The 25,924-nt window shown below is 40.5% G+C and carries 24 protein-coding genes; 15 read left to right on the top strand and 9 right to left on the bottom strand.

Translation table 11 applies throughout. From position 1 onward, the window contains the following. Positions 1-80 precede the first annotated feature (80 nt). Positions 81-3,173, top strand: coding sequence for an efflux RND transporter permease subunit (locus D1B33_RS11135; protein WP_118876477.1), 3,093 nt, complete (start codon positions 81-83; stop codon positions 3,171-3,173). An 81-nt stretch (positions 3,174-3,254) separates the two neighbouring features. Here D1B33_RS11135 and safA read toward each other — a convergent pair whose 3' ends face one another. Further along, a complete protein-coding gene (safA, locus tag D1B33_RS11130) occupies positions 3,255-3,863 on the bottom strand; it encodes a SafA/ExsA family spore coat assembly protein (RefSeq protein WP_118876476.1) in 609 nt (202 codons plus the stop codon). A gap of 411 nt (positions 3,864-4,274) precedes the next feature. Here safA and pgeF point away from each other — a divergent pair, with 411 nt between their 5' ends. The 3 genes from pgeF (at position 4,275) to D1B33_RS11115 (ending at position 7,798) form a co-directional block, all read left to right on the top strand. Next, positions 4,275-5,036, top strand: a complete 762-nt coding sequence (pgeF, locus tag D1B33_RS11125) for a peptidoglycan editing factor PgeF (RefSeq protein ID WP_118876475.1) — start codon at positions 4,275-4,277, stop codon at positions 5,034-5,036. A 150-nt stretch (positions 5,037-5,186) separates the two neighbouring features. Then, complete coding sequence (locus tag D1B33_RS11120) at positions 5,187-6,596, top strand: glycoside hydrolase family 18 protein (RefSeq protein ID WP_118876474.1); 1,410 nt, start codon at positions 5,187-5,189, stop codon at positions 6,594-6,596. 11 nt (positions 6,597-6,607) lie between these two features. Next, a complete protein-coding gene (locus D1B33_RS11115) occupies positions 6,608-7,798 on the top strand; it encodes a M14 family metallopeptidase (RefSeq protein ID WP_118876473.1) in 1,191 nt (396 codons plus the stop codon). Positions 7,799-7,871: 73 nt separating this feature from the next. Here D1B33_RS11115 and splB read toward each other — a convergent pair whose 3' ends face one another. Then, entirely contained in the window at positions 7,872-8,900 is a 1,029-nt protein-coding gene (splB, locus tag D1B33_RS11110; protein WP_118876472.1) for a spore photoproduct lyase, read from the bottom strand. Beyond that, positions 8,897-9,160, bottom strand: a complete 264-nt coding sequence (locus tag D1B33_RS11105) for a transcriptional regulator SplA domain-containing protein (RefSeq protein WP_233549461.1) — start codon at positions 9,158-9,160, stop codon at positions 8,897-8,899. Before D1B33_RS11105 ends, splB begins: the two co-directional genes overlap by 4 nt. Positions 9,161-9,360: 200 nt before the next feature. Here D1B33_RS11105 and D1B33_RS11100 point away from each other — a divergent pair, with 200 nt between their 5' ends. The 4 genes from D1B33_RS11100 to D1B33_RS11090 all read left to right on the top strand — a co-directional run bounded on the left by D1B33_RS11100 (position 9,361) and on the right by D1B33_RS11090 (position 10,962). Next, on the top strand, positions 9,361-9,954 hold the full coding sequence (locus tag D1B33_RS11100) for a hypothetical protein (RefSeq protein WP_118876470.1): 594 nt from the start codon (positions 9,361-9,363) through the stop codon (positions 9,952-9,954). Between the two features lie 166 nt (positions 9,955-10,120). Beyond that, on the top strand, positions 10,121-10,294 hold the full coding sequence (locus D1B33_RS18575; protein WP_199677398.1) for a hypothetical protein: 174 nt from the start codon (positions 10,121-10,123) through the stop codon (positions 10,292-10,294). A 15-nt stretch (positions 10,295-10,309) separates the two neighbouring features. Continuing rightward, positions 10,310-10,501 (top strand): H-type small acid-soluble spore protein, encoded by a 192-nt coding sequence (locus tag D1B33_RS11095; protein WP_118876469.1) that lies wholly within the window; start codon positions 10,310-10,312, stop codon positions 10,499-10,501. A gap of 143 nt (positions 10,502-10,644) precedes the next feature. Then, positions 10,645-10,962: a DUF5658 family protein gene (locus D1B33_RS11090; RefSeq protein ID WP_118876468.1), complete on the top strand. Its 318-nt coding sequence runs from the start codon at positions 10,645-10,647 to the stop codon at positions 10,960-10,962. A 60-nt stretch (positions 10,963-11,022) separates the two neighbouring features. Here the strand turns inward: D1B33_RS11090 and D1B33_RS11085 are convergent, their stop codons facing one another. From D1B33_RS11085 to D1B33_RS11075, 3 genes are all read right to left on the bottom strand, one after another. Beyond that, positions 11,023-13,065, bottom strand: a complete 2,043-nt coding sequence (locus D1B33_RS11085; protein WP_118876467.1) for a bifunctional diguanylate cyclase/phosphodiesterase — start codon at positions 13,063-13,065, stop codon at positions 11,023-11,025. Between the two features lie 180 nt (positions 13,066-13,245). After that, positions 13,246-13,467, bottom strand: a complete 222-nt coding sequence (locus tag D1B33_RS11080) for a DUF1540 domain-containing protein (RefSeq protein WP_118876466.1) — start codon at positions 13,465-13,467, stop codon at positions 13,246-13,248. A gap of 171 nt (positions 13,468-13,638) precedes the next feature. Then, positions 13,639-14,247: a GNAT family N-acetyltransferase gene (locus D1B33_RS11075; protein WP_118876465.1), complete on the bottom strand. Its 609-nt coding sequence runs from the start codon at positions 14,245-14,247 to the stop codon at positions 13,639-13,641. A gap of 527 nt (positions 14,248-14,774) precedes the next feature. Between D1B33_RS11075 and D1B33_RS11065 the strand changes: the two genes are divergently transcribed. The 3 genes from D1B33_RS11065 (at position 14,775) to D1B33_RS11055 (ending at position 20,248) form a co-directional block, all read left to right on the top strand. Next, the gene (locus D1B33_RS11065; protein WP_118876463.1) at positions 14,775-15,995 is read left to right on the top strand and encodes an ATP-grasp domain-containing protein; all 1,221 of its coding nucleotides are present in this window, start codon (positions 14,775-14,777) and stop codon (positions 15,993-15,995) included. 15 nt (positions 15,996-16,010) lie between these two features. After that, positions 16,011-18,050, top strand: a complete 2,040-nt coding sequence (locus D1B33_RS11060) for a hypothetical protein (protein ID WP_233549459.1) — start codon at positions 16,011-16,013, stop codon at positions 18,048-18,050. Between the two features lie 374 nt (positions 18,051-18,424). Further along, positions 18,425-20,248 (top strand): hypothetical protein, encoded by a 1,824-nt coding sequence (locus D1B33_RS11055; protein WP_118876462.1) that lies wholly within the window; start codon positions 18,425-18,427, stop codon positions 20,246-20,248. A gap of 203 nt (positions 20,249-20,451) precedes the next feature. Here D1B33_RS11055 and D1B33_RS11050 read toward each other — a convergent pair whose 3' ends face one another. Continuing rightward, a complete protein-coding gene (locus tag D1B33_RS11050) occupies positions 20,452-20,730 on the bottom strand; it encodes a DUF2564 family protein (protein WP_118876461.1) in 279 nt (92 codons plus the stop codon). Between the two features lie 188 nt (positions 20,731-20,918). Between D1B33_RS11050 and D1B33_RS18460 the strand changes: the two genes are divergently transcribed. Next, the gene (locus D1B33_RS18460; protein ID WP_158582964.1) at positions 20,919-21,080 is read left to right on the top strand and encodes a hypothetical protein; all 162 of its coding nucleotides are present in this window, start codon (positions 20,919-20,921) and stop codon (positions 21,078-21,080) included. 78 nt (positions 21,081-21,158) lie between these two features. Here D1B33_RS18460 and D1B33_RS11045 read toward each other — a convergent pair whose 3' ends face one another. Next, on the bottom strand, positions 21,159-21,773 hold the full coding sequence (locus D1B33_RS11045) for an NUDIX hydrolase (protein WP_118876460.1): 615 nt from the start codon (positions 21,771-21,773) through the stop codon (positions 21,159-21,161). Positions 21,774-22,048: 275 nt separating this feature from the next. On the opposite strand from D1B33_RS11045, the gene D1B33_RS11040 reads away from it, so the two are divergent. Next, entirely contained in the window at positions 22,049-22,528 is a 480-nt protein-coding gene (locus D1B33_RS11040; protein ID WP_118876459.1) for a C40 family peptidase, read from the top strand. 77 nt (positions 22,529-22,605) lie between these two features. On the opposite strand, the gene D1B33_RS11035 is transcribed toward D1B33_RS11040, so the two are convergent. Beyond that, complete coding sequence (locus D1B33_RS11035) at positions 22,606-23,331, bottom strand: 3-ketoacyl-ACP reductase (protein WP_118876583.1); 726 nt, start codon at positions 23,329-23,331, stop codon at positions 22,606-22,608. Between the two features lie 400 nt (positions 23,332-23,731). Between D1B33_RS11035 and ahpC the strand changes: the two genes are divergently transcribed. Both ahpC and ahpF read left to right on the top strand, forming a co-directional pair. Then, complete coding sequence (gene ahpC / locus D1B33_RS11030) at positions 23,732-24,295, top strand: alkyl hydroperoxide reductase subunit C (RefSeq protein ID WP_118876458.1); 564 nt, start codon at positions 23,732-23,734, stop codon at positions 24,293-24,295. Between the two features lie 14 nt (positions 24,296-24,309). Next, positions 24,310-25,839 (top strand): alkyl hydroperoxide reductase subunit F, encoded by a 1,530-nt coding sequence (gene ahpF / locus D1B33_RS11025; protein WP_118876457.1) that lies wholly within the window; start codon positions 24,310-24,312, stop codon positions 25,837-25,839. Positions 25,840-25,924: the final 85 nt, after the last annotated feature.

Genomic DNA, 25,924 nt, shown 5'->3' with positions numbered 1-25,924 from the left:
TCATTTGACAACTGACCGATTAGTCATTAGTATAAATAAAGGTAAAACAAGAGTCAATTTTTTTAAGGGCAGGTGTAAAGGTGAAAGGTTTAGTGAATTTTGTATTGAAAAATAAACTGGCTGTTTGGTTATTAACGATCATCATTACAGTATCAGGTATTTATTCAGCTACGAAAATGAAAATGGAATCCATTCCGGACATTTCCATTCCTTATTTAATTGTGATGGGAGTCTACCCGGGCGCTACTCCGGAACAAGTAATGGATGAATTGTCCATTCCAATGGAAAAAGCCGTGGAAGGCCTGGAAGATGTTAAAGCCGTCTACTCAAGTTCTTCATCAAGCGTATCCCAACTTCAAGTTGAGTATGAATATGGCGTTGATATGGATGAGAAGAAACGCCAGCTTGAATCGGCAATAGATAACGTAACATTGCCGGAAGAAGTAGAACAACCAACAATTATGGCCATTAGCATGAACATGATGCCTGTTGTTGCTCTTTCGGTAAGCAGTACGGAAGAGGATATCGTTGATTTAACATCCACTGTCGAAGATATCTTGCTTCCAAAAATCGAAAAAATTGATGGTGTTGCTTCTGCTACAATCACCGGTCAACATATTGAAGAAGTAGAATTTACATTCACTGAAGAAAGAATGGCTTCATTGGGATTAACGGAAGATAAAGTAAAAGAAATGGTGAAAGCCAGCGACATGGCATTATCCCTGGGGCTTTATGAGTTCGTTGAAGGCGAAGAAGCCGTAGCAATTGATGGCGACTTTAAAACAGTTGATCAGCTAGAAGAGATGCTGATTCCCGTTACGCCAACCGCTGCAAACCCATCTCCATTTGTTCGTCTTGGTGATATTGCGACAATCGAAACAGTCGGTAAAGTTCAATCCGTTTCGCGCACAAACGGTGAAGATGCGATTGCAATCCAGATTGTTAAAGGCCAAGAAACAAATACTGTTACTGTCGTAAATGCAGTCAAAGATTTAATCAAGGAAGAGCAAGGAAAGTTGGATGGTTTAGTAATCGATATATCCCTTGACCAAGGTGAACCAATTGAAGAATCTGTTTTCTCGATGGTTGAAAAAGCGGTATTCGGCGGGTTAATTGCTGTATTGATTATTCTCTTATTCTTGCGTGATTTCAAATCTACCATTATTTCCATTATCTCGATTCCAGTTTCTATTTTCATGGCATTGTTGCTTTTGCACTGGCTGGATATCACATTAAATATTATGACATTGGGTGCCATTACGGTGGCAATCGGCCGTGTAATTGATGACTCGATTGTCGTTGTGGAGAACATCTACCGCCGCATGCACTTGAAAGAAGAAAAACTTCGTGGCCGCGCGTTAATCCGTGAAGCAACGATTGAGATGTTCAAGCCAATCCTATCGTCTACATTAGTTACCGTTGCGGTATTTGCACCGCTTCTATTTGTAGGTGGAATGGTTGGGGAATTGTTCATGCCGTTTGCATTAACCATGTCCTTTGCATTGGGTGCTTCCTTGCTTGTAGCCATTACAATCGTACCCGCACTCTCGCACTTCTTGTTCCGCAAAAAACTTTATGGCGAGAAAACCGAAAAAAGCCACAAAGAAGTTGGCAAACTGGCCTTATGGTATAAGGGCATACTGGAAAAAGCATTGAACCATAAGATCATTACTTCGTTAATTGCGATTGTATTATTGGTTGGTTCGCTTGCTCTTACGCCATTAATCGGCTTCAGCTTTATGGGTTCTGCCGAAGAAAAAGTAATGTACTTGACTTACACGCCAAAAGCTGGAGAGTTAATGGAAGAAACAGAAGCAAATATTGAGGAAGTCGAACAAAAATTATTAAAACGCGATGATATTGATATTGTGCAAATATCGATCAATGATCCTGAAAATATAGACCCTACTGCCATGATGATGGGCAGCGGCGGCGGTGCATTAATGTACCTGATCTTTGATGACGAAATGGATAACTTCCCTGAAGTGAGGGAAGAAATCGAAGAATATGTATTCAACATTAACCAATCCGGTGAATGGACATCACAAAACTTCGCTGCAGCATCCATGTCTTCCAATGAAGTAAGCTATACACTGTATAGCGAAGATTTAAATGACTTAATGTCAGCCGTTAAACAAGTTGAAGATGCACTAAATGAAGTTGAAAGTCTCGAAGATATCACATCCGATGCGGAAGATCCATATGTGGAAAATGTCCTGAAAGTTTCCCAGGAAAACATCCTTCAATATGGCCTTACTACAGCACAAATCGTGATGGCTTTATCAAATTCAGGCTCCAAGGAAGTATTGACAACCGTTGAAAATGACGGAGATGAAATCGAAGTCATCATTCAGCGCGAAGCAAAAGCAACGCCTGAAACAATGGAAGATTTATTGGAAACTGAAATCCCGACTGCTCTCGGCACAACGATGCCATTATCCGAGTTGGTTGAGCTGGAAGAAGGAACAACGTTGAATACGTTATCCCGTTCTGCAGGAGAGTACTATGCAACCGTTTCAGGTACAATAGTCGGGGATGATATTTCGGTCGCTTCAAAAGAAGCACAAGAGAAAATTGATGAACTCGATTTACCTAAAGGCGTAACAACTGGCGTTGCGGGTGTAACAGCGGATATGGCCGAGACATTTACACAATTGGGCATTGCCATGATTGCGGCCATTCTCATTGTATACTTCATCCTTGTTGTTACATTCGGAGAAGGTTTGGCGCCATTTGCCATCCTCTTCTCGCTGCCATTTACAGTCATCGGGTCGTTTGTAGGTCTGTTTATTACAAATCATACGATTTCGGTTCAAGTAATGATGGGTCTATTAATGTTGATCGGTATTGTTGTCACAAACGCGATTGTCCTGGTAGACCGCATTATTCATATGGAGCACGATGGACTGGTCATGCGTGATGCCATCCTTGAAGCCGGTGCAACTCGTTTGCGTCCAATCTTGATGACGGCTATTGCAACAATGGGTGCCATGCTGCCAATGGCTCTTGGTGTTGGCGGAGGCGGAGGCCTAATGTCCGCTGACCTGGCGATTACCGTCATCGGAGGCCTTTTAAGTTCTACATTATTAACGCTCGTCGTGGTGCCAATTGTTTACGAGATTCTTTCCAAACTATTAAAGAAAAAAAGATATTACAGAAGACTAATTAGTTAAGAGGTGTCCCAGTTATGGGGCACCTTTTTTATATCAAACGGACAAAAGCCGAGAACGCATTGTCCTCGGCTGAATTCCCGCTTATTTTTGGATGAACATTTGTGTCCAGTAATGACCGTTTTGGACATACCCTACACCCATGTGAGTATAGCTTTTATTTAAAATATTGGCTCTGTGGCCTGAGCTATTCATCCATGCATTTACTACCTGCTGGGCTGATGTTTGCCCCATTGCAATATTTTCGCCCGCAGCTTTATATTGAATGCCGTAATTTTTCATCATCGTAAACGGTGAGCCATATGTAGGGCTTGTATGGCTGAAATAGTTTTTGGCTGCCATATCTTGCGATTTATGTTCTGCTACTCTAGCAAGCTCCCAGTCCATCTTTAAAGCTGGAAGACCAGCATTCGCTCTTTCCTTGTTTACCAAGTTCAAAACTTCTTGCTCGGCCGTGGCATTTTCTAGATCGGGCACAGTTATTTTTTGTCCAGGATAAATTAAGTCGATATTTTTCAATTGTGGGTTTGCGTTAATTAACTCATGGATGCCTGTTTGGGTTTTTACTGCTACTTTCCAAAGGGTATCACCTTTTACTACAGTATATGTATCAGCTGCCAATGCTGTCGCCGGCAATAATAATGAAGCCCCTATTACAGTAGCCGTTGCCGCTTTTTTAAATTTCTTGAACATCGAATCGTTCCTCTCCTGTATGTTATAACCATATCCTACAGGAGATTCCTGGTTTGATTCATTATTAAAATATTGGCAGCAATTTTACAAAACCATGACAAGGTGGTTTTCCCCTCCCTATCCCCCTTATTCCATGCGCCTTTATCAATCCATTTATGTGTAATTTTTGTAATATTATTGTAATAGGTATTTTTTTCTGATGGAAAATAATATCCAAATTCAATCTTATCTATTTTGATAAAATAATAGATTGATGAAGAGCCTTTTCTTTAAGCACTCTTTCTAACCATTTTTTACAGTGAAATAACAATCTAATTAATGGTTCCACATGAAACAATTTATTAAAATAGCATTTACCTTTTCTTTGAAGAAAAGGGTTGTTATAGTCTATCATGAAGTTGAGGTGATGGTGTGAAAACGAAAATTTATATTGATAATGATCAGTACATTGCAGGCATTACGTTGAAAGATCCACTGCAACCAGAACTGAATAATATGGCACTGCATGTTTGCGAACAGCCACTTGACGTGATTGAAAACCGAATTAAGCTTGCTGCTTCTTTAAATTGCGTTATTCAAGATTTTGTTTGCGCAAATCAAACGCATAGTGCAAATGTTCATCATGTGACGCTTGAGGATAGAGGGCGAGGCGCCCAAAGCACCGAAAATGCAATTCCCGACACGGATGCGCTCTATACTTTTGAACCCAATACATTGTTATGCGCCTTTACTGCGGATTGCGTTCCGGTTATTTTCTATGAAGAAAAATCGAGTCTGACAGGCGTGATTCATTCCGGTTGGCAAGGAACAGTAAAAGAAATTACCCTTAAGGTTTTTCAGCATCTCATCCAAGATAAACAAATCAATCCAAAAGCGATTAAAGTAATGCTTGGTCCAGCGCTTAGCCAAGAGAAATTCGAGGTGGATGAAGATGTATACCAAAAATTCGTTTCACTGGGCTATGCGGATGACTTTATGTATTATAACGAAGCTACAAATAAATATCACATTGACAATCAACAAACAGTTAAAAAACAATGTGAACTTGCAGGCATTCCTTCAGAAAATATAACAATCGATCCTACTTGCACTTTTGAGAGTTCCGAAGGCTTCTCTTACCGACAAGATAAAAAAAGCGGCAGACATTTAAGCTTTATTTTAAGAAAAGCATAAACACCTCAGGCTACTCGTTTATTGAGTAGCTTTTTTTGCTGAAAAAAACCCCAATTCAACGTTTGCTGGTAGAGTTGTATTTTCTAAGCATGCATACAACGTTATCTTTCATATAGTTTATATGGAACATATAATGAGGAGGATCAAAATTTGATCATTCATGTTGTCAGTCAAGGCGAATCACTTTGGCAAATTGCAAATCGATATAACGTATCGGTAAATGCCATCCAGCAAATAAATCAATTGCCCAACCTGAATCAGCTGTTAATCGGCCAAGCGATAGTGATTCCGGTGGCAGGTTCACTGCACAGGGTTCAAACTGGTGAAAATCTATGGTCCATCGCACAACGTTTTGGTGTTTCGGTAAACGCAATTATAAATGAGAATCGACTTGCGAATCCAAACCTTTTATATCCAGGTGCTACCCTTTATATCCCTCCCAGAATCCATATTGTTCAACCAGGCCAAAATCTATGGCAGATAGCAAATAATTATGGCACAACGATTGAAGCGATTATGAATGAAAACCAACTCCAGAACCCTAATATTCTTTACATTGGCACGCCACTCATTATTCCGCGCAGAAAACCATTTATTGAAGTGAATGCATATTCCTATCAACCAGATGAGGAAGCAGCCCAAACAGTGAATGAAATTGGCCATCTTCTAACGTACCTTAGTCCTTTTGCTTATATAATCCAAGAAGATGGTTCCCTACAGCCATTTGCTGATGAATTAATGATTGCAGCCGCCAACTCAAAAAATGTGGTTCCTATGATGACCATCACGAATTTATCGGTCACATCGGCAGGAACCAACCTTGCGCATACTGTCTTATCCAATAAAGAGCTAACGGAAAAACTGCTATCAAATATTATCGAAATAATGAATACAAAAGGCTATAAAGCGTTAAATATCGATCTTGAATATGTGCCGCCTGAAGACCGGGAAAATTATAATCAGTTTATTCAATCAGCAGTTGATCGTTTGCATCCGCTGGGTTATCTTGTTTCGACCGCGGTTGCGCCAAAAACAAGCGGAGAACAAACAGGATTATTGTATACAGCGCATGATTATGAGGCCCATGGAAGAATTGCCGATTTCGTCGTTCTGATGACCTATGAATGGGGCTGGAGAGGAGGGCCTCCTCAAGCGATTTCACCAATCAATCAAATGCGTCGTGTTGTGGAATATGCTAGGTCCGTCATGCCGGCCAATAAAATTTACCTAGGATTTCAAATTTATGCGCGGGACTGGACCCTCCCTCATGCCCAAGGAGATATAGCCGAAACATTTAGCGCACAGGAAGCGATTCGTCGTGCAACCAAGTACGGAGTTGAAATTCAATACGACGAAACAGCTCAGTCACCTTATTTCCAGTATGTAGATGAACAAGGCACAAGGCATGAAGTGTGGTTTGAGGATGCCCGTAGTGCACAAGCCAAGTTTGACTTAGCAAAGCAATATAACTTGCGAGGAATCAGTTATTGGGTATTAGGCTATCCTTTCCCGCAAAACTGGGCGCTGTTGAATGATAACTTTGCAATTATTAAAAAGTAAGGAGGAACGATTTGGACGTTTATGTGTTGCCCGGAACATCCTTTTGGTCTTTAAGCCCGCTGTTTTCGATTCCGATGCAACTGATCATTGATTCAAATCGAGATCTAGGCACTCCATATCTTTCTATTGGGCAAAGAATTAGAATACCCGGCTATGTATCTGTTGAGGAACAAATTCGACAAGGAGATTCTTTTTGGAGAGTAGCGGGAAGAAATAACATACCGGTTGAAAGCCTCTTGCTGACGAATCCAAATGTGAATCCAAACTTTCTGCAAGCTGGTCAAACCATCCGCGTTCCCAGAAGAGTTACTTGGCGTTATGTCATTGGACGACAAAATTATGATTACAGTATCATGATGAATGACCTATCAATACTTATGGCTGTATATCCATTTATGCAAATGACCATTCCCGGAACTTCTGTGCTTGGACTGAATATTCCGGAAGTGCTGATTGGCAATGGTGCAAAACGTGTGCACTATAACGCCTCTTTCCATGCGAATGAGTGGATTACCACACCCGTTCTGATGACATTCCTAAATGACTACTTATTGTCGCTTACGAATCAAAGTACGATTCGAGGACTATCCACTGCTCCTTTATATATGCAGACACTACTTTCCGTTGTGCCGATGGTGAATCCTGACGGGGTAAATTTAGTCATCAATGGTGCCCCGGAAGATGCCCCTTGGCGAAATAGAGTAATTGAATGGAATAACGGCAGTTCTGATTTTTCGAATTGGAAAGCAAACATTAATGGGGTTGATTTGAATGATCAGTTCCCTGCAAATTGGGAAGCCGAAAGAGAGCGCAATCCCCAAAGTCCCGGCCCACGAAATTATGGCGGGGAGGCACCCCTAACCGAGCCGGAAGCAATTGCTATGGCCGATTTAACTAGACGAAGAGACTTTGCTCGTGTCCTTGCTTTCCATACGCAAGGGGAAGTCATTTATTGGGGATTCGAGAACTTGGAACCACCCGAATCAGAAATTCTCGTCAACGAATTCAGCAGAGTAAGCGGCTACGAACCGATCAAAACCATTGAAAGCTACGCAGGCTACAAAGATTGGTTTATACAAGACTGGCGCAGGCCTGGATTTACGGTTGAACAAGGAATCGGCGTTAATCCACTTCCTATTAGTCAATTCGATGAAATTTACGAAAAATCGTTTGGCATTTACCTGGCAGCGCTGTATATGTAAGAAAAGCGCAAGCGCGCGGCTAGTCCCGACAAGCAAAGATTTGGAGCCGGAGAGTTGTTTCTGCTCCGGCTTCTTAAGTAAAGTATTCCAGCTTAGCACGTGAAAAGAATTTTTCCATATAACGATAAAGATGTTCCTTAATCTCTTCTTCTTCATCTTTCTGATAAATATACTTTCCGATTCCGTACTTGCCCCATTTATAGCGCCTTGCCGATTCATCAAGTTCGAGCTTGGTCATGGGGTAATTTTTTTCGATCACTCTTTTTGCGGGCTTCGTAAAACGATGCTGGATGAATTCGAAGGTGATGTCGTCTCTGGCATCTTGGGGAAGTTCCGCGTCAAGACGTTCAAACATATGATAATAGCCTTCTTTCCACCCTTCATGAAGGTAAATCGGGGCTACGATGAATCCCAGAGGATAACCGGCTCTGGCAACTTTTCCGGCAGCCTCGATTCTTAAATTCAGCGGAGAAGTGCCCGGTTCAAAATGCTTAATCACATAATCGGCGTTAACGCTGAAACGAAACCTCGTTCTTCCGTTATGATTTGCATCCAACAAATGATCAACATGATGAAACTTCGTAACAAATCGCAGCCGGCCAAATTCACTTTGTCCAAAATGTTCAATGGCTCTCTTTAATGTATGGGTTAAATGGTCGATTCCCACGATATCCGACGTACATGATGCTTCGAAACGAGTGATATCCGGGGCTCGCTCTGCCATATATTGATCCGCCGTTTCCAATATCTCCTCTACATTCACATAGGTGCGAATATACGGTTTACTGCCCATTGTCGTTTGCAGGTAACAATAATGGCAATGCCCCATACAGCCTGTTGCAAAAGGAATGGCATATTCAGCGGATGGCTTGGAAGTATCAAATTTCAACGTTTTCCGTATCCCCACCACTAATGTTGATTTGGCAATTCGGTATTTCTGAAAATCATTGTCTCCTGGCAGGTTCCGCACTTGGTTATGGGAAGTGGTTTCCCTTATTTCCACTCCCAGATTTTCAAATTTCTCTTTAAGCTCCATTCCTAGCGGATAATCCAGCGCTTTCGGCTCAAAATACACTAACTGAGGCATAAACGGCTTTCTCATGCTGTGCTCTCTTCCTCAAAAAAATCACGATACGCACTTTCTGCTTCTTCCAGACTCGTATAAATCGCTAAATCATCCGTTAATGGATAGTATGTTTCATAAACGAACACGGCCAATTCAGCCGGATTTTCAGGGTTTTTTACAACAGCCGCTTCTTGTACATTGGCAACATCCTGCGTATGGGGATTTCGAATAAATAGATAAACAACATCTCCTGCCTCGAACTTCATGGTCCTCACATCCTTTTCTGGTTTCCTCATTAGCTTGTCTCATAAAAGGTAAAATAACGATGTTAAAAGATGGGGAAATACGCAAAATTTTTGTAGAAATTGTCACCTTTTGAGGGGCTGTTGAATAGAATATAAAGATTTGATTTTTAGTAAGACCATTGCCCATTTTCTTTTGCACTTTAATAAAATTACAAGTCCAATGGGTTTCCCTGTTGGAGGATAGGAGAAGCATGAAAAAACGATTATTTCTTTCCCTTTTGCCTTTTGTTTTTTTAGTTGGTTGCACCAATTCTCCAAAAGAAGAAGAGGAACCAAAAACAGTAGTGAAAGAAGAATCAAAAGAGACTCAATCCGTTTCTGGAGAAAATAAAACTTCAACCGAAACGGAAACAGCCAGCTCCATTCCCGAAGAAAACTTGGCGGATAGTTTTTCGGCATATTTGGATGACATTAGTGTTCTTGCTCCTGAAGAGGCGCGGATTATCGAGCTTTACGATGGCGTCACAGGGGTAAACTATACAAACGACGATGTGCTGTATACTGCGCTTTTAGATGAAATCATTCCGGCATACCGTGACTTTGTTGCTGAACTGGAGTCGATCATGCCTCAAAATCCTCAGATAAGAGAGCTGCATGAAGTATATATTGAAGCGGCCAATATTCAATACAATTCCTTTATCGTCATGGTTTCTGCCTTGGAAGAGCAGGACAGTGATAAAATCACCGAAGCCAATCAAGGGTTGGACCAAGCAAGAAAACTCCTTAGAGATTGGTTATATGAAGTGGAATCTATCGCCTCGGAAACAGGCGTTGCCTTGCAATAATTGAAAATTGTTGCTCTAAGTCGAATACTGTCGTCTCCATGTTTGGTGGGGCGGCAGTTTTGCGTTTTTAAAATACATAATTATTTTAGATAAATGTGTATTTTTCATGATAAAAAAATTATTAACAACTCATATTAAGAGTGAAGAATGAAAGGAGATGAGTCTGTTGGGAAGAGACGATAGCAAAAGCAAAGGAACTAATAAGCAATCCCTGCCTCAAACACCAAAAAACGAGAAAATTGCACCCAATAAAATGCGCGAAGAAGCTGCCCATGAGCTCAATGAGCTGCATGAATTAGTCGAAAAAGCAAAAAATCATTCGTCACAAAATCAATCATAAAGGAAGGGATAACAAATGGATTATAATCGAGCACAAGAAATTTTTGCTTCCCCAAATGAATACGAGGTCAGCTATAATGGCGTTTCCATCTGGATTGACAAGCTTCACGAAGATGGCAAAACAGCAACTGTCCATTTAAGAAGGGCTCATGAAGAACGTTCGGAAGTAGCCATTTCCGAACTAAAGGAAGAATATCAAGTTCACTAAAATCATCCCGCTGGATTGCCTCCAGTGGGATTTTCAGCATCCATATCCGCGCACTTCTATACTCCCCCTTCACAACACGATTAAAAATACACGATTTCGTTCATAATGCCATCAGTAAGTTTAATCCAGGAAAGGAAGAAATCATGAGAAAGTCTGTACTGTTATTAGGCATCTCGATTGCCTTTTTGAACTTATTTGACGGCATTGCAACAAATTATGGATTGTCGAGAAAATTGATTGAGGAGATCAACCCATTGATGGATCAGATGATTTCCGTAAGTCCCTTTTTATTTTTAGGCGTAAAAGCAGCCCTCTCCCTCCTCATTTTATTCGTTTCTTATTCTGTCTACGCAAAAAGCGAGGCGCCTTTTCAAAAACTTTACTTGGTTTCATTAGGTATTGTGTTTTTTATTTATTGCGGAATTTGCAGTATTCACCTTTACTGGTTAACTCTCATTTAAAAAAGCCCTCTAAGCGCACAGCATGAGGGCAGATGATAAGCAATTATTTTATGATTCGCGCTAATTTGGAACCATTCTTTGTTTTGTCCAGTCGATATAATCCTTCGCTTTCAACGGTTTTGAGAAATAGTAGCCCTGGATGAGCGGCGCTTCCTTCATGGCAGATAAAAAATTATATTGTTCCTCCGTTTCAACACCTTCAATAACAATTTTCAAATTGAGGGAGGAAGATAGCGCAACAATTGATCTCAAAACAGCCGAATCCTTTTCCGAACATGGAATTCCGTCTACAAAGGACTTATCAATCTTAATGGTAGAGATGGGCATTTTCTTTAAATGCGACAAAGAGGATAAGCCCGTGCCAAAATCGTCCAGTGCAACAGATAGACCAATTTCCCGGAATCGATTAATGGCTGTTATTGCATTTTTGATATCATAAACAACACTTGTTTCGGTAATTTCCAGCTCAATATGCCTTGTGGGAATATTATAATGCACTAAATTTGCCGTAATCACATCAAATAAACGGCAGGACGTAATATACGACCCCGGGATATTAATGGCAACCTGTTCGAATTCAATTCCTTCTTTAATCCAGCCTGCAATTTGCTGGCAAACCTTTTTAATGATCCAATCTGTGACATCGAAAATTTTCCCGCCGGCAGATTCAATCACCGGAATAAAAACTCCAGGGGGGATCATTCCGTTTACAGGGTGATGCCAACGCACCAACGCCTCCAAACCGGATACCTTTTCGGAATGGGTCTGAATTTTCGGTTGATACACCAAAAACAATTCATCATTCTTCATGGCACGATCTATATCTTCGATTAATTGCCTTTCTACATTGTATGTATGGACTTTCGGGTCAAATTCTATAACAGTCGATTCAAATTCATTCCTGCTATGTTGAAGAACTGCCAGATTATTCATTAACAACTCCCGAACAGTTAGCTTCTCCGATGTGGAAATGGCACAAATGGTCTCCATGGCAATTGAATACGGTTCAATCTCTATCGGCTGTTTTAATCCTTCTGTTACCCTTTCCACAAGAGCCTTTAAAGCACCATAATCTTTGTGATTGGAGCTAAATATAGCCAGTCGGTTTCCCTCGACTCGGTAAACCTTGAAATGATTCATTTTTTTTCGAATAATCCGTTCACTGACCGCTTTTACTACTTTATCGCCAAATAAATAGCCATATTGGTTGGTCAAATTTTCAAGGTTTTGTATTTGGAAAATGGCGAGACTGCCTGTCGTTTCCAAATAATTCGTATCTTTTTCAAATTGGCGTTGATTTGGAAACAGCGTTAAAGCATCATAATGATTTAATCGGTAATCCACATAGCGGTCCAGCAAACTCATTAATCCTGCGATGATAAATAAGTTGAATATCCCTGCTGCAACCAAGATGATAAAAGCTGAATCCATATGATGGATGGACATCCCATGAGCTTCAGGCTGTGTCCCCTGTACGTAGAACTTTACCGAAACCATTCCGGTATAATGCATGCTTGATATGGCAAGGCCCATTAAAATAGCGGTTACGATTTTAATCCAAGAATTGCTCTTATTCTTTTTGAAGAATAAAAAGATATACATGGCAATATTGGAGACTACAATGGCAATGGCAATGGATAAAACAAATGACCATGGTTCATAGTAATAGCGGGCTTCGGTTTCCATCGCCTTCATGCCCAGATAATGCATGGCCGCTATACCCAACCCCATCACAACTCCGACAAGCAAAAAGGAAAACCTTCTCTGGTTGGATGAATTGGCAAAGTAAAGAGCGATATAGGATGCAATGACGGCGACAATGATGGATAGAATAGTGAGGAAATTGTTATATTTCATGGCCACGGGCAGCTCGAGAGCACTCATCCCGATAAAATGCATCGACCATATTCCCAATCCCATAGCGAGGGATGAGAGGAATAACCAAAATATTTTTGGAAAAAAACCATTTTCCTCAATTCTTTGATTCAAAAACAAAGCTGTATAAGATGCGCAACAGGCAATAACAATCGATAAAATAACCAAAGCAACAGAATAATTTTCTTGTAATATTGTAATTTCTTGAGAATTAGGTATCGAAAACATAATACTCCTCTTGGCTTCATAAATTTATCTTTAAATTATAGCGCTTGAGGAAAAAATTTCAAACACTTAAATTACTCGTCAATAAAATTTAAATATTCAGTGTAATTCCAGTGTTTTAAGGGGCAAAAGAACCTTTTTGCCCCAACAATCTTCTTCGATGAACAGCAAGTGCCTTAATGTTTATTCGTGTGTTGACTTAGATCGAAACGTCTTACAGCATGTATCCCGCGAGTTGCTGGCTTCTTCCGTAAGAGATTTAAAATCAAGATCTGTTGCAAACTCCGTATCTTTGTTCCGCGAATGGTAATCCATATCAATCTGGATTTTTTCCGCCCCACAGACATTTCCTTTTGCATGGAAAATACAGTTCGACACCGCACAGCTTACTTCTACATTTGGCATAGCCATCCTCCTCCAAGATTGTCATGAAAAGCGAAAATGAGCCCAAGATCACTCACTTTAGCCGTTCATCCCCTATTTTGTCCAATTAGAAGTCGGCTATTCTGGCCACTATCATTTTCCTGTTCAAAATAAAAGAGAAGAGAGCATCCCACGTGCTCTCTCCTATAAATTTTAGTTCACTTTTCTTAATGCTTTTCTTAACTGAAGAACTTCATCTTCAGTCTGAGGCTTTACGCCATATAATTCTTCCGTTTTATAAGCATGGACATTCGTATAGATTTTCTTCATTTTTTCCAGTACCCATGCCTCTGTACGCTCAACAGGAGTCCAGCAGAAAATGTCCATTTTATTCAATTCTTTCGATATATTGTGAACCCTCTCATACCGGATATTCGCCATTCTCAAGAAGCTGTGGCGCTCGTAAAAACGAATTCTCTTCTCGGAATCGGGATCTTCCATGGAAACAGGTTCAACTTCCAGAATAATCGCCTTCCCCTTTTCCTTGAGAACTTTCAGAAGCTCACCACCTACCCCTTTTCCGCGCGTATTTCCGGAAACTAGGATATAATCTATAAAAATAAAGTCAAGTTGTTCATAGTAAACAACAACATAATCGGTCCCTTCCATGATCTGATACATCTCGGGTTTGTCTTGCAGAAGAGCATCAAAATGATTTTTGGATTTCATTTCTCTTTCCGGGAAGTATTCTTTCAATCTCTCATACCAATTTGTTTCTCCAAATACTTCTTCAACTAATTTTTCTCTTCTCTGAATTAGCAATTTTAATTTCTCCCTTAAGTTAATTTTTTATCTATTCACAGAAGTCTGAAATTTGAGCCACTCACATTTTAACATTACTCTACTACCCAAATACATAGGAGAAAATGTAAAAAAAGTTAAAGTTTAATAAAAATTTAGAATACTTTGTCGAAAGCATTTTATTTCATTTTTTTTTTAGTACAATAGGATTCGCAAAGAGCTTTTGCTAGAAAAGCGCAAACGCCCGTTTAGCCCCGCGTCGGCGAAAACGCAACGTCCTGCTCCTGCGATTACTCGTCGCAAAATGCTTTTGTTGCAAATGTTTTTTTGCGCGAAAGCGAAGCGACAGCAGAAGATTTTTTTTGCGCGAAAGCGAAGCGACAGCAGTATCGCCGACATGACTCACGACGCGAGCGCCTTAAGCGCTGAGGTCCGAATCGCGAAGCTTTTTCAGCTTTCGACCGAGGAACTGAAGTGACTCAGAACGGGCTGGGCGATGGAGCTGGACACTTAAAAATATATTTCAAGAGACGGGAGATTTTTGGAGAATGAATGTAAATCACAACCAAACAACTGCACTACTTGGATGGAGTCTACAAGCAATTGAAGCAATTGATAAGATGAACCGCCCTTTTGTCGTGGTGGGACCACCTGAATTTGAATCGTTTGCTGAGAAAAATGGCATTTTATTTGTACCATGGCAGTTCAATGTTCCTATTGAACAATCATTTGAATTATATGAGAAGCTTAAAGCATTCAATGTCAAAATCACGGTCCCTATTTATGAAGAAACAGTTGAATGGGCCGGTATGATGAACTCATTAATCTTTGAAAATCCTAAAATCTACAATAAATCCTTATTATTAAGAGACAAAGGCTTGATGAAGCGCCGTGCCCACTTGGCAGGACTTCGCGTGGGCGTTTTTGAAGAAGCCTACAATAAAGACGATATTGCTCGTTTCTTCAATCGAATCAATCAAGCACTGGTTAAAATCGACGATGAGCAGCTTGAACCGATCCATGTAAAACCGTTCGATAAAGCCGGTACGGTTGGACATCGAATGATCAAAGAATTGAAGGACATCGAGGAAATCGAGGATGAAGAATTCCCGCTACTGATGGAAAGCCATCTGGAAGGACAGGAATTTTCATGCGAAGCATTTATCCATAATGGAAAAATCAAATTTTTGAATATTACGGAATATGTAAAGCTGGGCCACTCCAACTTTGTTCCAGCATCTCCTACACTTGAACAATGGAGACCGCAAATCAAGGAAATTATCGAAAAACTGGTCGATTCTTTTGATGTGAAGTATGGAATTATCCATCCTGAATTTTTTGTGACGCCCGAGGGTGAGATCTACTTTGGGGAAGTAGCCAATCGTATACCGGGAGGGCATATTTTCGAACATATCGAAAGAGCTTATGGCTTTAGTCCATACCAAGGCCAAATCCTTTGCTGCGACCCAACGACAACGGAGGAAGAATTGGAAGCCTTTTTCCCGGAAGAAGTGGTTTCGGCTAAGGGCCATTCCGGCAATTTGATGGTTTATCCAAAAGTAAAAACCGTTTCAAAACTAAATGTCCCAACTGAATTAAAGGACCACCCTTATTTTGTAAAACATAATATGTTTATTCCGACTTCCTCGAAAGTGGCAGAACGCGTTGGATTTGGAAACCATTATGGTTCGATTACCTTTTTCGGTAAGGACCCTTACGAAATGAGAAAGCTTTTAGAAGAATATGAAAAACATAATTTCTACTTATAAGGAGTGTTCCATACGATGAGTACGACGATAACGAAGGAAAAGAAAACGAGCACGACGAGAAAAAAAGCTGTAGCAACTGCAACAAAAAGAAAAAAGGCAACGAACCCAATCGACCTTTTGGAAACTAAATTTGTCGCGGCACTTAACACGCTCGACCAAGCGAAGCCTTTTGCCAAAAGCCTTTATCAAACAGACGTTTTTCAATTGGCAAATGAGTTAGCTTGCATGGAGAACGGCATCACGATTCTTGACAAGTATGCCCACCTATTTGACAACGCCGGTGTATTCCTGGGTGGGGATTGGGAGGATCCAACAAAATTGCAGCCGCCTTTCGTAGGAAACTCCCTGAGACTAAGAGGCATCTACTCTATTATTGAAATGCTGAGCGAAATGAGAATGCTGGCCATTGCAAAAGGGACATACAAGCATGCGCAGATTACGAAAGAAGAAGCAAATGCATTTTTGAATGAAGTAGTCGCTTTAAATCTCGACCTTTTATCCAACAAGTTGCCAGAAGATTCATCGTTCCTGGAAGAACACATCGTTCGCGCACAATATCTATTCAATTTCTTGGTGCAGGAACTTTCTTTTAAAGAAGTAGCTGAACAGATGATTAAAGAAATCGACCGACTTACGGTTCAACGCCCGATTATTACGAGAAGAATTGTCGAATTGATCGAGCTGTCGGAGCAGTTATTAAACAGCACGCTTGATCAAGAGACATTCGACGCGCTTGAAAAGTATTGCCGGGCGATTGACACACCAACGCCATTAAGCAAGAATTTCTCAAATGCTAGAGAATACCGTCTTAAATTGGAAGAAGCTACAGAACAAGAGCTGATTGCGGAGGCTAAACTTTTTGCGCAATCCATGATAGATACAGGGCTTGTGTCACCATATCATGTCGTATTGCTTCGTTTCCTTAACCGAAAAGACAGTGAAATCATCCCGGTTGCACTTGGTTTGGCAGAAGCCGGAATCTCAAGCTTTAATGATCATAAAAAGTTGATCCATGACATTATCCAGATTGCGATTTATCCTCAAACCAAACAAGCTGTTTATGGTCTTTCCAACATGTTAAATCGTGGCGTGCTAAAAATCGATTCACTTGTTCCTGCTTTCGGACAGTTATTTGAATTGCCTATTCATGCCGAGGTTCAAAAGCAGCTTTCCGCTTTTGCAACCGACCAAAGCGGCATCAGCATGAACGGCCTTCTGATTGCTGGCGTGGTAAGCGTATTGGGGCAACCTTTAGGGATTGGTCAAGGTCAAAATCCAACCTGCCAATCTGCACGTGCAATCTCCCTTTGGGCACAATTTGAACCGAATTTGCTTATGGCATATATTGCTTCTGCGGCGCGTGATTATAATATTGAAATGACGTTTGAAGGGGAACCGATCCATTCCAACCTGCTGACTGAAGGAATTGCAGGAGACATACAGCAAGACCTGGATACTATCTCCATCTTGCTTGTCCCTCATCTTGATAAAATCTATAACGCCATGATCAAGCGTACTCTGCTTCGAGGTGAAGATGGCCATAAATGGGTAAACCGCGAATTCTATGGCGAGTGGATTCCAAGCGGATTTATGAATGCCATTGATCAACTTACCTTGAAAGTGAAAAATTATTCGGCATTCGTAAAATTGTTTTATGCGACGCATCACCCAATGTACAACGAAGGTTCCAAGCTGATTTATCCGAACCCTGTAGGCATTTTCCTGACAAATATTCACGGAGAGCTGCTTGGCCTTCATGCAGTATCGATTCAAAGAATTGAGAACGACCAACACGGGGACTGCAGAGTGTACTTCTACAATCCGAATAATGATAGTACCCAAAATTGGGGTCAAGGAATTAAAGTGAGTGTAGCAGGATTTGGCGAATTGGAAGGCGAGTCTTCCCTTCCATTCCATGAGTTTGTAGCCCGTATGTATGCGTACCATTATAATCCTTATGAACAAGGCGATACGTATATGGTGGAAGAGCGCCTTGTGAAGAATGTAGAAGAACTGGCAAAGGACAGCTGGGGCAAAACCTACATTTGGGAATAATGAGTTGCTTGAAAGAAAAAAAGAATAATTGAAACATGATAAAAGACCCGAATTCTTTCGAGGTCTTTTATTATGTTATGGAGCTCTAGAACAATAGATATAGGATAAGGCGTTTCTGTCGCTTCTTTGCTCCTGCTCCTCGACAAAACAGGCCGCCAGAAGCATTTTCTCCAATGTGAAGCTAAGCGGGACTTTCTCCCGGCTATTTATGCCAATCTTTCATATTAATAATTTTAAAATAATGGTACATTTATCAAATTTTTTAAATACTCTAATAGTAAGACATCAACAATCTTTTTTCACGATAAATGATTAAAATAAACAGTTTATGTTAATTGTAATTTATAGGAAATATGTGAAAAGGAGGATGGATGATGGGACTTTACCTGTTCTCATCGGAGAATGCTTTTCAAAAGGCTTTTCAGCAGCTCTTGCAGGCGCCCTTATTTAGCAAGAAACTTTTCCAGGAAGCCGTTCTTAATGAGGCATATGAGCTTTTAAAAGAGCCGAATGGATTGGAAAAACTTTATGGATATGCACACCTTTTTGATGAAGCCGGGTTATTTATCGGAAAACCTTGGGAAAACCTCGACAAACTCGATGCCACATTGGTCAGAGGGACACTTCATGCGGGCGGTACTACAGCTGCCGCAGAATCATTAAGCGATTTGCGAATTCTGGCGATTGCCAGAGGCGACTATCTGCATCCCCTTATGACTTCTTTTGCCGCCACGGAATTTTTAACGAAAGTTCTGGCTTTAAATATCGACTTACTCATCATGAAAGAAACAGAAGAAAATCGGGTGACGCAACTATACAAAGATGAACACGCTTCCGAACTTTTGCATTTTATTTCCGAGCATTGCTTTTCATCCCGCGTCTTCGAAAACCTTTACCAGGAAGTTGATAACCTTGCCGTGCAAAGGCCCATAGTCATCAATAAAATTTTGAAGCTGATTGCCAGTGCAAAAAAGTTAACTGAAGGCCGCGAAGAAAAAAGCTCCAAATTGATGATTTATGAGAAAGCGGTTTATTTCCCGACAGAACTGGCAACAGGTTCTTTGGAAAAGTACGAAAGGCAATTGAAAAATTGCGAGGATGCTGATTTAGCAAAAGAAGCCAATCAACTTCGTCAAACAATGGAGCAAACTGGATTGGTTTCCCCCTATCATGTGGTATTTTTGCATTATATCAATAAAGAAAAACCCTATTTGCTCAAAGAAATGCTTGCCGTTGATGAAATGGCAGCAACGAATCTTCAAACCCATTCAGTTTTGATTTCTTCACTCATTTCTTTATCTGTAACAGTTGAGACTCGCCGAAGCATTTATGGCTATTTGCGCTTGCTGCAGAGAGATATTTTCACACCTGAACTAGTGAAAGCGCTTGAAGATTTAATGGAAGCACCCCTTCCGGAACAGCTTGAAAATTGCTTAACAGCCGTTCACAGATCAACCGATAAAGCGGATTTACAAAAACTTTTAATATCCGAAATGATTAATATTCTGGGAACACCCTTGGGAGTGGGGCAAGGCTTTAACCCTACGTGCCAGTCGACAAGAGCCATTAGTTATTGGTCCCAGAAAAAACCCGTCTTGTTAGTCCATATGTTGAATGACTTTTTAAGGACAGGATCGATTACCTTTACTTTTGAGGGCCGAGAAATTTCCACAAAAACCCTCCTCCCTGTTCCATTGGAAGATACGGCCAATATAGATGCCATTTCATTGCTGCTGGTTCCCCATCTTGATGCTATCTATTTCGAGTTATTGAAAACTGCCGATGGACGTGGACAGGATGCCCATAAGTGGATAAATCCCGCTTTCAATTTAACGGGTGTGTGGGCCGGATTCTCAGATGTATACAGCGATGTCGAGTTTAGGGAAAATTTTTACCGTTATTATTATCCATTAAACAATCCTGCGGTGAACGAACAGCTTCCACAGCCGGCGGGTATTACGATATACAATCGCTCAGGCCAGGTGCTTGGGGCCCATGCCATTCTCATTCAAAGAGTCGCTCCGGATCCGACTGGCAATATTCGCGTTTATTTTTATAATCCAAATAACGATAGCCTACAGATTTGGGGGCAATCAAGCCAAACGAGCGTAACCGGTAATGGAGAACTTGAAGGAGAATCTTCTCTTCCATTTGAAGAGTTTCTAACCTTTGTCTATGCTTTCCATTATCCTGCTTAGAAAAAACATTAATTCAAAAACAAAGGAGATTTACTTGACGCTCGAAACTATTCGAATACCTCATTTAAATGCGTTCAGAGGGTAAAAGGCATTTAAATGAGGTATATTCTTGTTTTCTGAAAGTTTTTCAATAAAGCCCCGATTCTTTTCCCATACAAAAAAATAAAACTCCCGCCAACATTTTCGGGAGCTCCGTTCATATTTTATTGTTCTTCCACGATTTCTTTAACTTCGTTTAGCTTTTCTTTCAAATCATCCAGATGTTCTTTGTTTTGCTCGACAGTGTCCATATGTTCGTTGTGTTGCTGAGCATTTTGCAGTGCGTTTTCTGCATGGTCAATCGAATTGAAAGCATGCTCTACCGCTATTTCTTCCGGGTGTGACATTGCCTGCTTTACAGCACGGTCAGCCTTTTGTACAGAATTGCTGAATAGCGTGCTAGGATGGTCTTGTTTCCAACTTGTATCCGAGTGTTTAGCCACTTTTCGCCTCTTCCCTTCATCCCATTTTCAACAATAATTCGTTGATCTAGCTTTAGTATTGTAAGATCTCGCGGAAATATGCATCGACAGAAAATTGAAGGTTAAAGGAAATATTGTTATAACATTCTGTCTATTTAACGTTATAATGTTAACTAAGCAGAAAATAACAGAGAAGAATTAATGAAGTAATGAATTTATTGAAGTTGCGGGTAGATGAAGTTAAACAAATCGTGGATTTAACCGCTACATTTTCAAGCCAGCAATATAACTCTATTCATGAGATTTCGACTGCCATGAACAACTTGATCGAAGTAGCGGAAAAAATAGAAGACTTGGCGAAAAAACTATGACAAGCTATAACACAGCTTGTTCATGGTTTTTTCTTTATTTTTAAAGAAGGTGCCAGTTCATTACCTTCTCAGGCGGGATTATTTTATCTTTTCTATAAAATACTTTAAAATTCGAGCGGTTAGGCCCCAGATGGTATAGCCTTCATAATCGTAAAACCATTCTTCCATGGAGCGCACCCGCCATTGGTATTTGTCCCCATTCATGATTTTATGGAATGGAAAATCATCGGCGGGCTTCGGTTCCACCGATACAAGGTGTCGATAAGGTTGATGGTTCAGCAACCAGTTAAGCGGTACGGTGAAAACATCTTCCACCTCATGCCTGTTATAGTCATGCATCTGATGATTCTCGATAATTCCTGCAAAAGGGTAGACTACAAAGGATGGGGATGCAATATAGGGGCTTAGCTCCCCTATTATTTCGATTGATTCGGGAGGAACACCCAATTCTTCATAAGTTTCTCTCAAGGCAGCATCCAATGGTGTTTGATCGGTCGCATCGATCTTGCCGCCCGGAAAACTGATATCGCCAGGCTGTTTTCTCATCTTTAATGCACGCACCTCAAAAAGAACATGCCATTCTTCATTCACGCGTACCAATGGAATTAAAACCGCCGAACGAAAAGCCGTCTCTTCTCCTATGAATAGCGGCTGATTTTGGTTGAACTTATCCTTAAATTGCTCTTTCACCATAAATACCTCCGCTTGCTTTTACCATTTATCGTATCATTTTAGGCTGTTCTATAAAAGTGATTCCCCTAAACAAATTACAGTAATCTTTTCCCCACAAACAAACTAAAAGGCCTTTCAATTACAAAATCCTCTTTCTTTGTACATTTTTATTATTTCTTCGTTTTTCCATTCAACAATAAAAAATTATTATTAATTTCACCTACAAAATTGAAACCCATTTTTTTCCTAAACGTCTAATTGGTGTAAGAAAAAATGAGAACTTAGGAGGATGCTTCATGTCTTTGCCATTGTCGATTCCAAAATGGATTGTAATGGGAGCAACAGTATTGGTTTTACTGGCAACATTCATCTTTGGGGGAACGTCCGCTTCAGCCACGATTAATTATGGAGAAGAAGTCTCTGAGGTCGCAAAGCGTTATGTCAATACTCCTTTTAAATGGGGAGGAACAACACCGAAGGGTTTCGATGCAAGTGGTTTTACACAATATGTCTATAAAAATGCAGCGACTAAAATGACAATCCCACGCACTAGCGATTCTCAATATAAAACAGGCGAACCAGTCAAACAAGATCAATTACAAAAAGGCGATTTAGTGTTTTATGCAACGGGGGAAAAAGGAAAAGTGTCATTTGTCGCCATTTACAATGGCGATGGTACATTTACTGGCGCGACATCAAAAGGAGTAAAAATTGTTAAGATGAGTGATTCTTATTGGAAAGAACGGTATATCGGGGCAAAACGTGTAATTAAATAATGTAAAATGGGGGCTGACTCTAGTTCAAAATTACAAGTCAGCCCTCTACCTTAAACCGTATTTTTTATTTAAACAAATTAAAAAGGATTCGTTGCGATGAAGCTAGCTGTTTTCACATAAATGCGCGGATTTAGTTTCAATTGGTTGACGATAAATTCTGCAATGTCCTCGGGCTGCATAATTTTTGAATCGTCGTTTTCCTTAATTAAATTCAAGTCAAACGCTAAATCAGTCGCTACTGTACTAGGCGTCAATGCCGATACACGGATGTTATTTCGGCGAACTTCCTGCGCAAGCGATTCGGTAAACCCGATCACCGCAAATTTGGATGCACTATAAGCACTGGAAGTGGCAGCACCATTTAAACCGCTAGTCGATGAAATATTAATAATATCTCCGCCGTTTTTCTCAATTAACTGCGGCAAAACGGCATGTGTAACATAATATGTCCCCATCAGGTTGACATCAATTATCTTTTTCCATTCTTCCGGATCCATCTCCAATACCGTTCCGAATGAAGCAATTCCTGCATTATTAATTAAAATATCGGGAGCTCCCAAACTGTCTGATAGTGATTTAATGGCTGTTTCTGCTTGTTCTTTAGATGAAACGTCGCCTGTTGCAAAAGCAACTTTGACTCCCAGGTCCTCAATTTCTGTTGCTGCCTTTTTCAAATCGGACTCTGTTCTTGCAATCAGGCCAATATTGACCCCTTCTTTAGCTAACTGAAGCGCCGTTGCCTTGCCAATTCCTCTTGCTGCACCAGTGATAAATGCTACTTTACCCTTTAGAGATTGTGCCATTATGACCACTCCTTCCATTTTGTCAGAACTTTCGCCCTCATTATACAATTTTCGATTCGCTATTACATGAATTAGGCTTAAAAACATCGAAAGGCACTCTTTATTAAAAAGATTCTTTTTTCATCTTTAGCCGCTTTTTGTCGATTTTGCGAACATCAAATACTTATTCTCATTTCAACGCAATAAGGCTATGTTCAATAAAGATAACCTATTCAAAGGCTCTATCCAACCTTTCCTCCCTCCAAGTTTATTAAAACGAACAGCTTCCATTTAATAATTAGTATACTTTTTTGCATTATGCCAAAAATATAAGAGTGTTTTTGTTGACAAATTTCGCGGCTTAAATAACAATTAGTGTTAGATAGTAATTAATCTAAATAAATTATTGGAGGTATTTTTCATGTCATTAATCGGAAAAGAAGTACTACCATTTACAGCACAAGCTTACAAAAACGGTGAATTTGTAGAAGTTACGGAACAAGATCTAAAAGGAAAATGGAGCGTAGTATGCTTCTACCCAGCAGACTTCACTTTTGTTTGCCCAACAGAACTTGAAGATCTACAAGGCCAATACCCAGAATTACAAAAACTTGGCGTTGAAGTATACTCTGTTTCAACTGATTCTCATTTTGTTCACAAAGCATGGCACGATTCATCAGAAGCAATCGGTAAAATTACGTATACAATGATCGGGGATCCTTCACATGTGATTTCACGCAACTTCGACGTTTTAATTGAAGAAGATGGTGTTGCAGATCGCGGTACTTTCATCATCGATCCAGATGGCGTAATCCAAGCGCTTGAAATCAATGCAGGCGGAATTGGCCGTGATGCAAGCATTCTTATTAACAAAATCAAAGCAGCACAATATGTACGCAACAATCCAGGTGAAGTTTGCCCTGCAAAATGGGAAGAAGGCGGCGAAACACTTAAACCAAGCCTTGACCTTGTAGGTAAAATCTAAGGAGAGCGATATAAATGGCACTCGATGCAGAAATCAAATCTCAATTAAATCAGTACCTGCAACTGCTTGAGAATGATATTGTCCTGAAAGTAAGTACAGGCTCTGACAAAGTATCCGAGGAGGTGCTGGCTCTAGTTAATGAGCTAGCTTCTCTTTCATCAAAAATTACGGTAGAAAAAGCGGAACTGGTAAGAACGCCAAGCTTCAGCGTCAACCGTGTTGGCGAAGAAACAGGCGTTACGTTTGCCGGTGTTCCACTAGGCCATGAATTCACTTCATTGGTACTTGCTTTGCTTCAAGTAAGCGGGCGTGCACCAAAAATCGATCAAAGTGTCATCGATCAAATCAAGGACATTGATGGTGAATATCACTTTGAAACTTATGTCAGCTTAACTTGCCACAATTGTCCTGATGTGGTTCAAGCCTTGAACATCATGAGTGTATTGAACCCTAACATTACACACACAATGATCGAGGGCACTGCATTCAAAGAAGAAGTGGAAAGCAAAGATATCTTGGCTGTACCAGCAGTTTATTTAAATGGCGAATCATTCGGCAACGGCCGTATGACACTCGATGAAATTCTGGCCAAATTGGGGTCAGGTCCAAAAGCGGATGAACTTTCCAATAAAGAACCTTACGATATCCTTGTGGTTGGCGGAGGTCCTGCTGGAGCAAGTGCTGCGATCTACTCAGCGCGTAAAGGCATTCGTACTGGTATCGTAGCAGAACGTTTTGGCGGCCAAATTTTGGACACCTTAACGATTGAAAACTTTATCAGTGTAAAAGAAACAGAAGGACCAAAACTTGCACAGGCTCTTGAGGAGCATGTCCAAGAATATAACATTGACGTGATGAAACTTCAGCGTGCGACACGCCTTGAAAAGAAAGACTTAGTTGAAGTTGAATTAGAAAACGGCGCTGTACTTAAGAGTAAAGCTGTAATCATTTCAACAGGTGCCCGTTGGCGCAATGTAAATGTTCCTGGTGAGCAAGAATTCAAAAACAAGGGTGTGGCTTATTGTCCGCATTGTGATGGTCCATTATTTGCAGGTAAAGACGTTGCTGTCATTGGTGGAGGAAACTCCGGTATTGAAGCAGCGATTGACCTTGCAGGAATCGTCAATCATGTAACAGTGCTTGAATTCGGCTCGGAACTAAGAGCGGATGAAGTCTTGCAAAACCGTTTACGCAGCCTACCGAATGTTACGGTATATACAAATGCCCAAACAACTGAAATTACAGGTACGGATAAAGTAAATGGCCTCACTTATGTTGACCGTGAATCTGGTGAAGAAAAACACATTGAATTAGCTGGTGTGTTCGTCCAAATCGGATTGGTGCCAAACACTGAGTGGCTGGCAGGTACGCTAGAACGCAACCAAATTGGTGAAATCATTGTTGATAAGCGCGGTGCTACGACGATTCCTGGTGTATTTGCTGCCGGCGACTGTACAGACAGCGCCTTCAACCAAATCATCATCTCGATGGGATCCGGTGCTACTGCAGCATTAGGAGCATTTGATTATTTAATTCGCAATTAAACTCTATTAACCTCTAACAAGATGTTTTGTTAGAGGTTTTTTTATTTTGTTTTAAATAGAACCAATAGGGTAGAAAAAGATGAGT

The sequence above is a fragment of the Ureibacillus yapensis genome, assembly GCF_003515775.1.
GTDB classification, from domain to species: domain Bacteria; phylum Bacillota; class Bacilli; order Bacillales_A; family Planococcaceae; genus Ureibacillus; species Ureibacillus yapensis.
The sequence above is the reverse complement of the archived record's forward strand: the minus strand, read 5'-3'. Positions and strand labels throughout refer to the sequence as shown.

Excerpts from the sequence above, each read along its gene's own strand:
- D1B33_RS11040 (WP_118876459.1), top strand. The coding sequence starts at position 22,049 with ATGTCTTTGCCATTGTCGATTCCAAAATGGATTGTAATGGGAGCAACA.
- ahpC (WP_118876458.1), top strand. The coding sequence starts at position 23,732 with ATGTCATTAATCGGAAAAGAAGTACTACCATTTACAGCACAAGCTTAC.
- D1B33_RS11100 (WP_118876470.1), top strand. The coding sequence starts at position 9,361 with ATGAAAAAACGATTATTTCTTTCCCTTTTGCCTTTTGTTTTTTTAGTT.
- D1B33_RS11065 (WP_118876463.1), top strand. The coding sequence starts at position 14,775 with ATGAATGTAAATCACAACCAAACAACTGCACTACTTGGATGGAGTCTA.
- D1B33_RS11090 (WP_118876468.1), top strand. The coding sequence starts at position 10,645 with ATGAGAAAGTCTGTACTGTTATTAGGCATCTCGATTGCCTTTTTGAAC.
- safA (WP_118876476.1), bottom strand. The coding sequence starts at position 3,863 with ATGTTCAAGAAATTTAAAAAAGCGGCAACGGCTACTGTAATAGGGGCT.
- D1B33_RS11105 (WP_233549461.1), bottom strand. The coding sequence starts at position 9,160 with ATGAGGAAACCAGAAAAGGATGTGAGGACCATGAAGTTCGAGGCAGGA.
- D1B33_RS11060 (WP_233549459.1), top strand. The coding sequence starts at position 16,011 with ATGAGTACGACGATAACGAAGGAAAAGAAAACGAGCACGACGAGAAAA.
- D1B33_RS11045 (WP_118876460.1), bottom strand. The coding sequence starts at position 21,773 with ATGGTGAAAGAGCAATTTAAGGATAAGTTCAACCAAAATCAGCCGCTA.
- ahpF (WP_118876457.1), top strand. The coding sequence starts at position 24,310 with ATGGCACTCGATGCAGAAATCAAATCTCAATTAAATCAGTACCTGCAA.
- splB (WP_118876472.1), bottom strand. The coding sequence starts at position 8,900 with ATGAGAAAGCCGTTTATGCCTCAGTTAGTGTATTTTGAGCCGAAAGCG.
- D1B33_RS11055 (WP_118876462.1), top strand. The coding sequence starts at position 18,425 with ATGGGACTTTACCTGTTCTCATCGGAGAATGCTTTTCAAAAGGCTTTT.
- D1B33_RS18460 (WP_158582964.1), top strand. The coding sequence starts at position 20,919 with ATGAATTTATTGAAGTTGCGGGTAGATGAAGTTAAACAAATCGTGGAT.
- D1B33_RS11080 (WP_118876466.1), bottom strand. The coding sequence starts at position 13,467 with ATGCCAAATGTAGAAGTAAGCTGTGCGGTGTCGAACTGTATTTTCCAT.
- D1B33_RS11095 (WP_118876469.1), top strand. The coding sequence starts at position 10,310 with ATGGATTATAATCGAGCACAAGAAATTTTTGCTTCCCCAAATGAATAC.
- D1B33_RS11085 (WP_118876467.1), bottom strand. The coding sequence starts at position 13,065 with ATGTTTTCGATACCTAATTCTCAAGAAATTACAATATTACAAGAAAAT.
- D1B33_RS11035 (WP_118876583.1), bottom strand. The coding sequence starts at position 23,331 with ATGGCACAATCTCTAAAGGGTAAAGTAGCATTTATCACTGGTGCAGCA.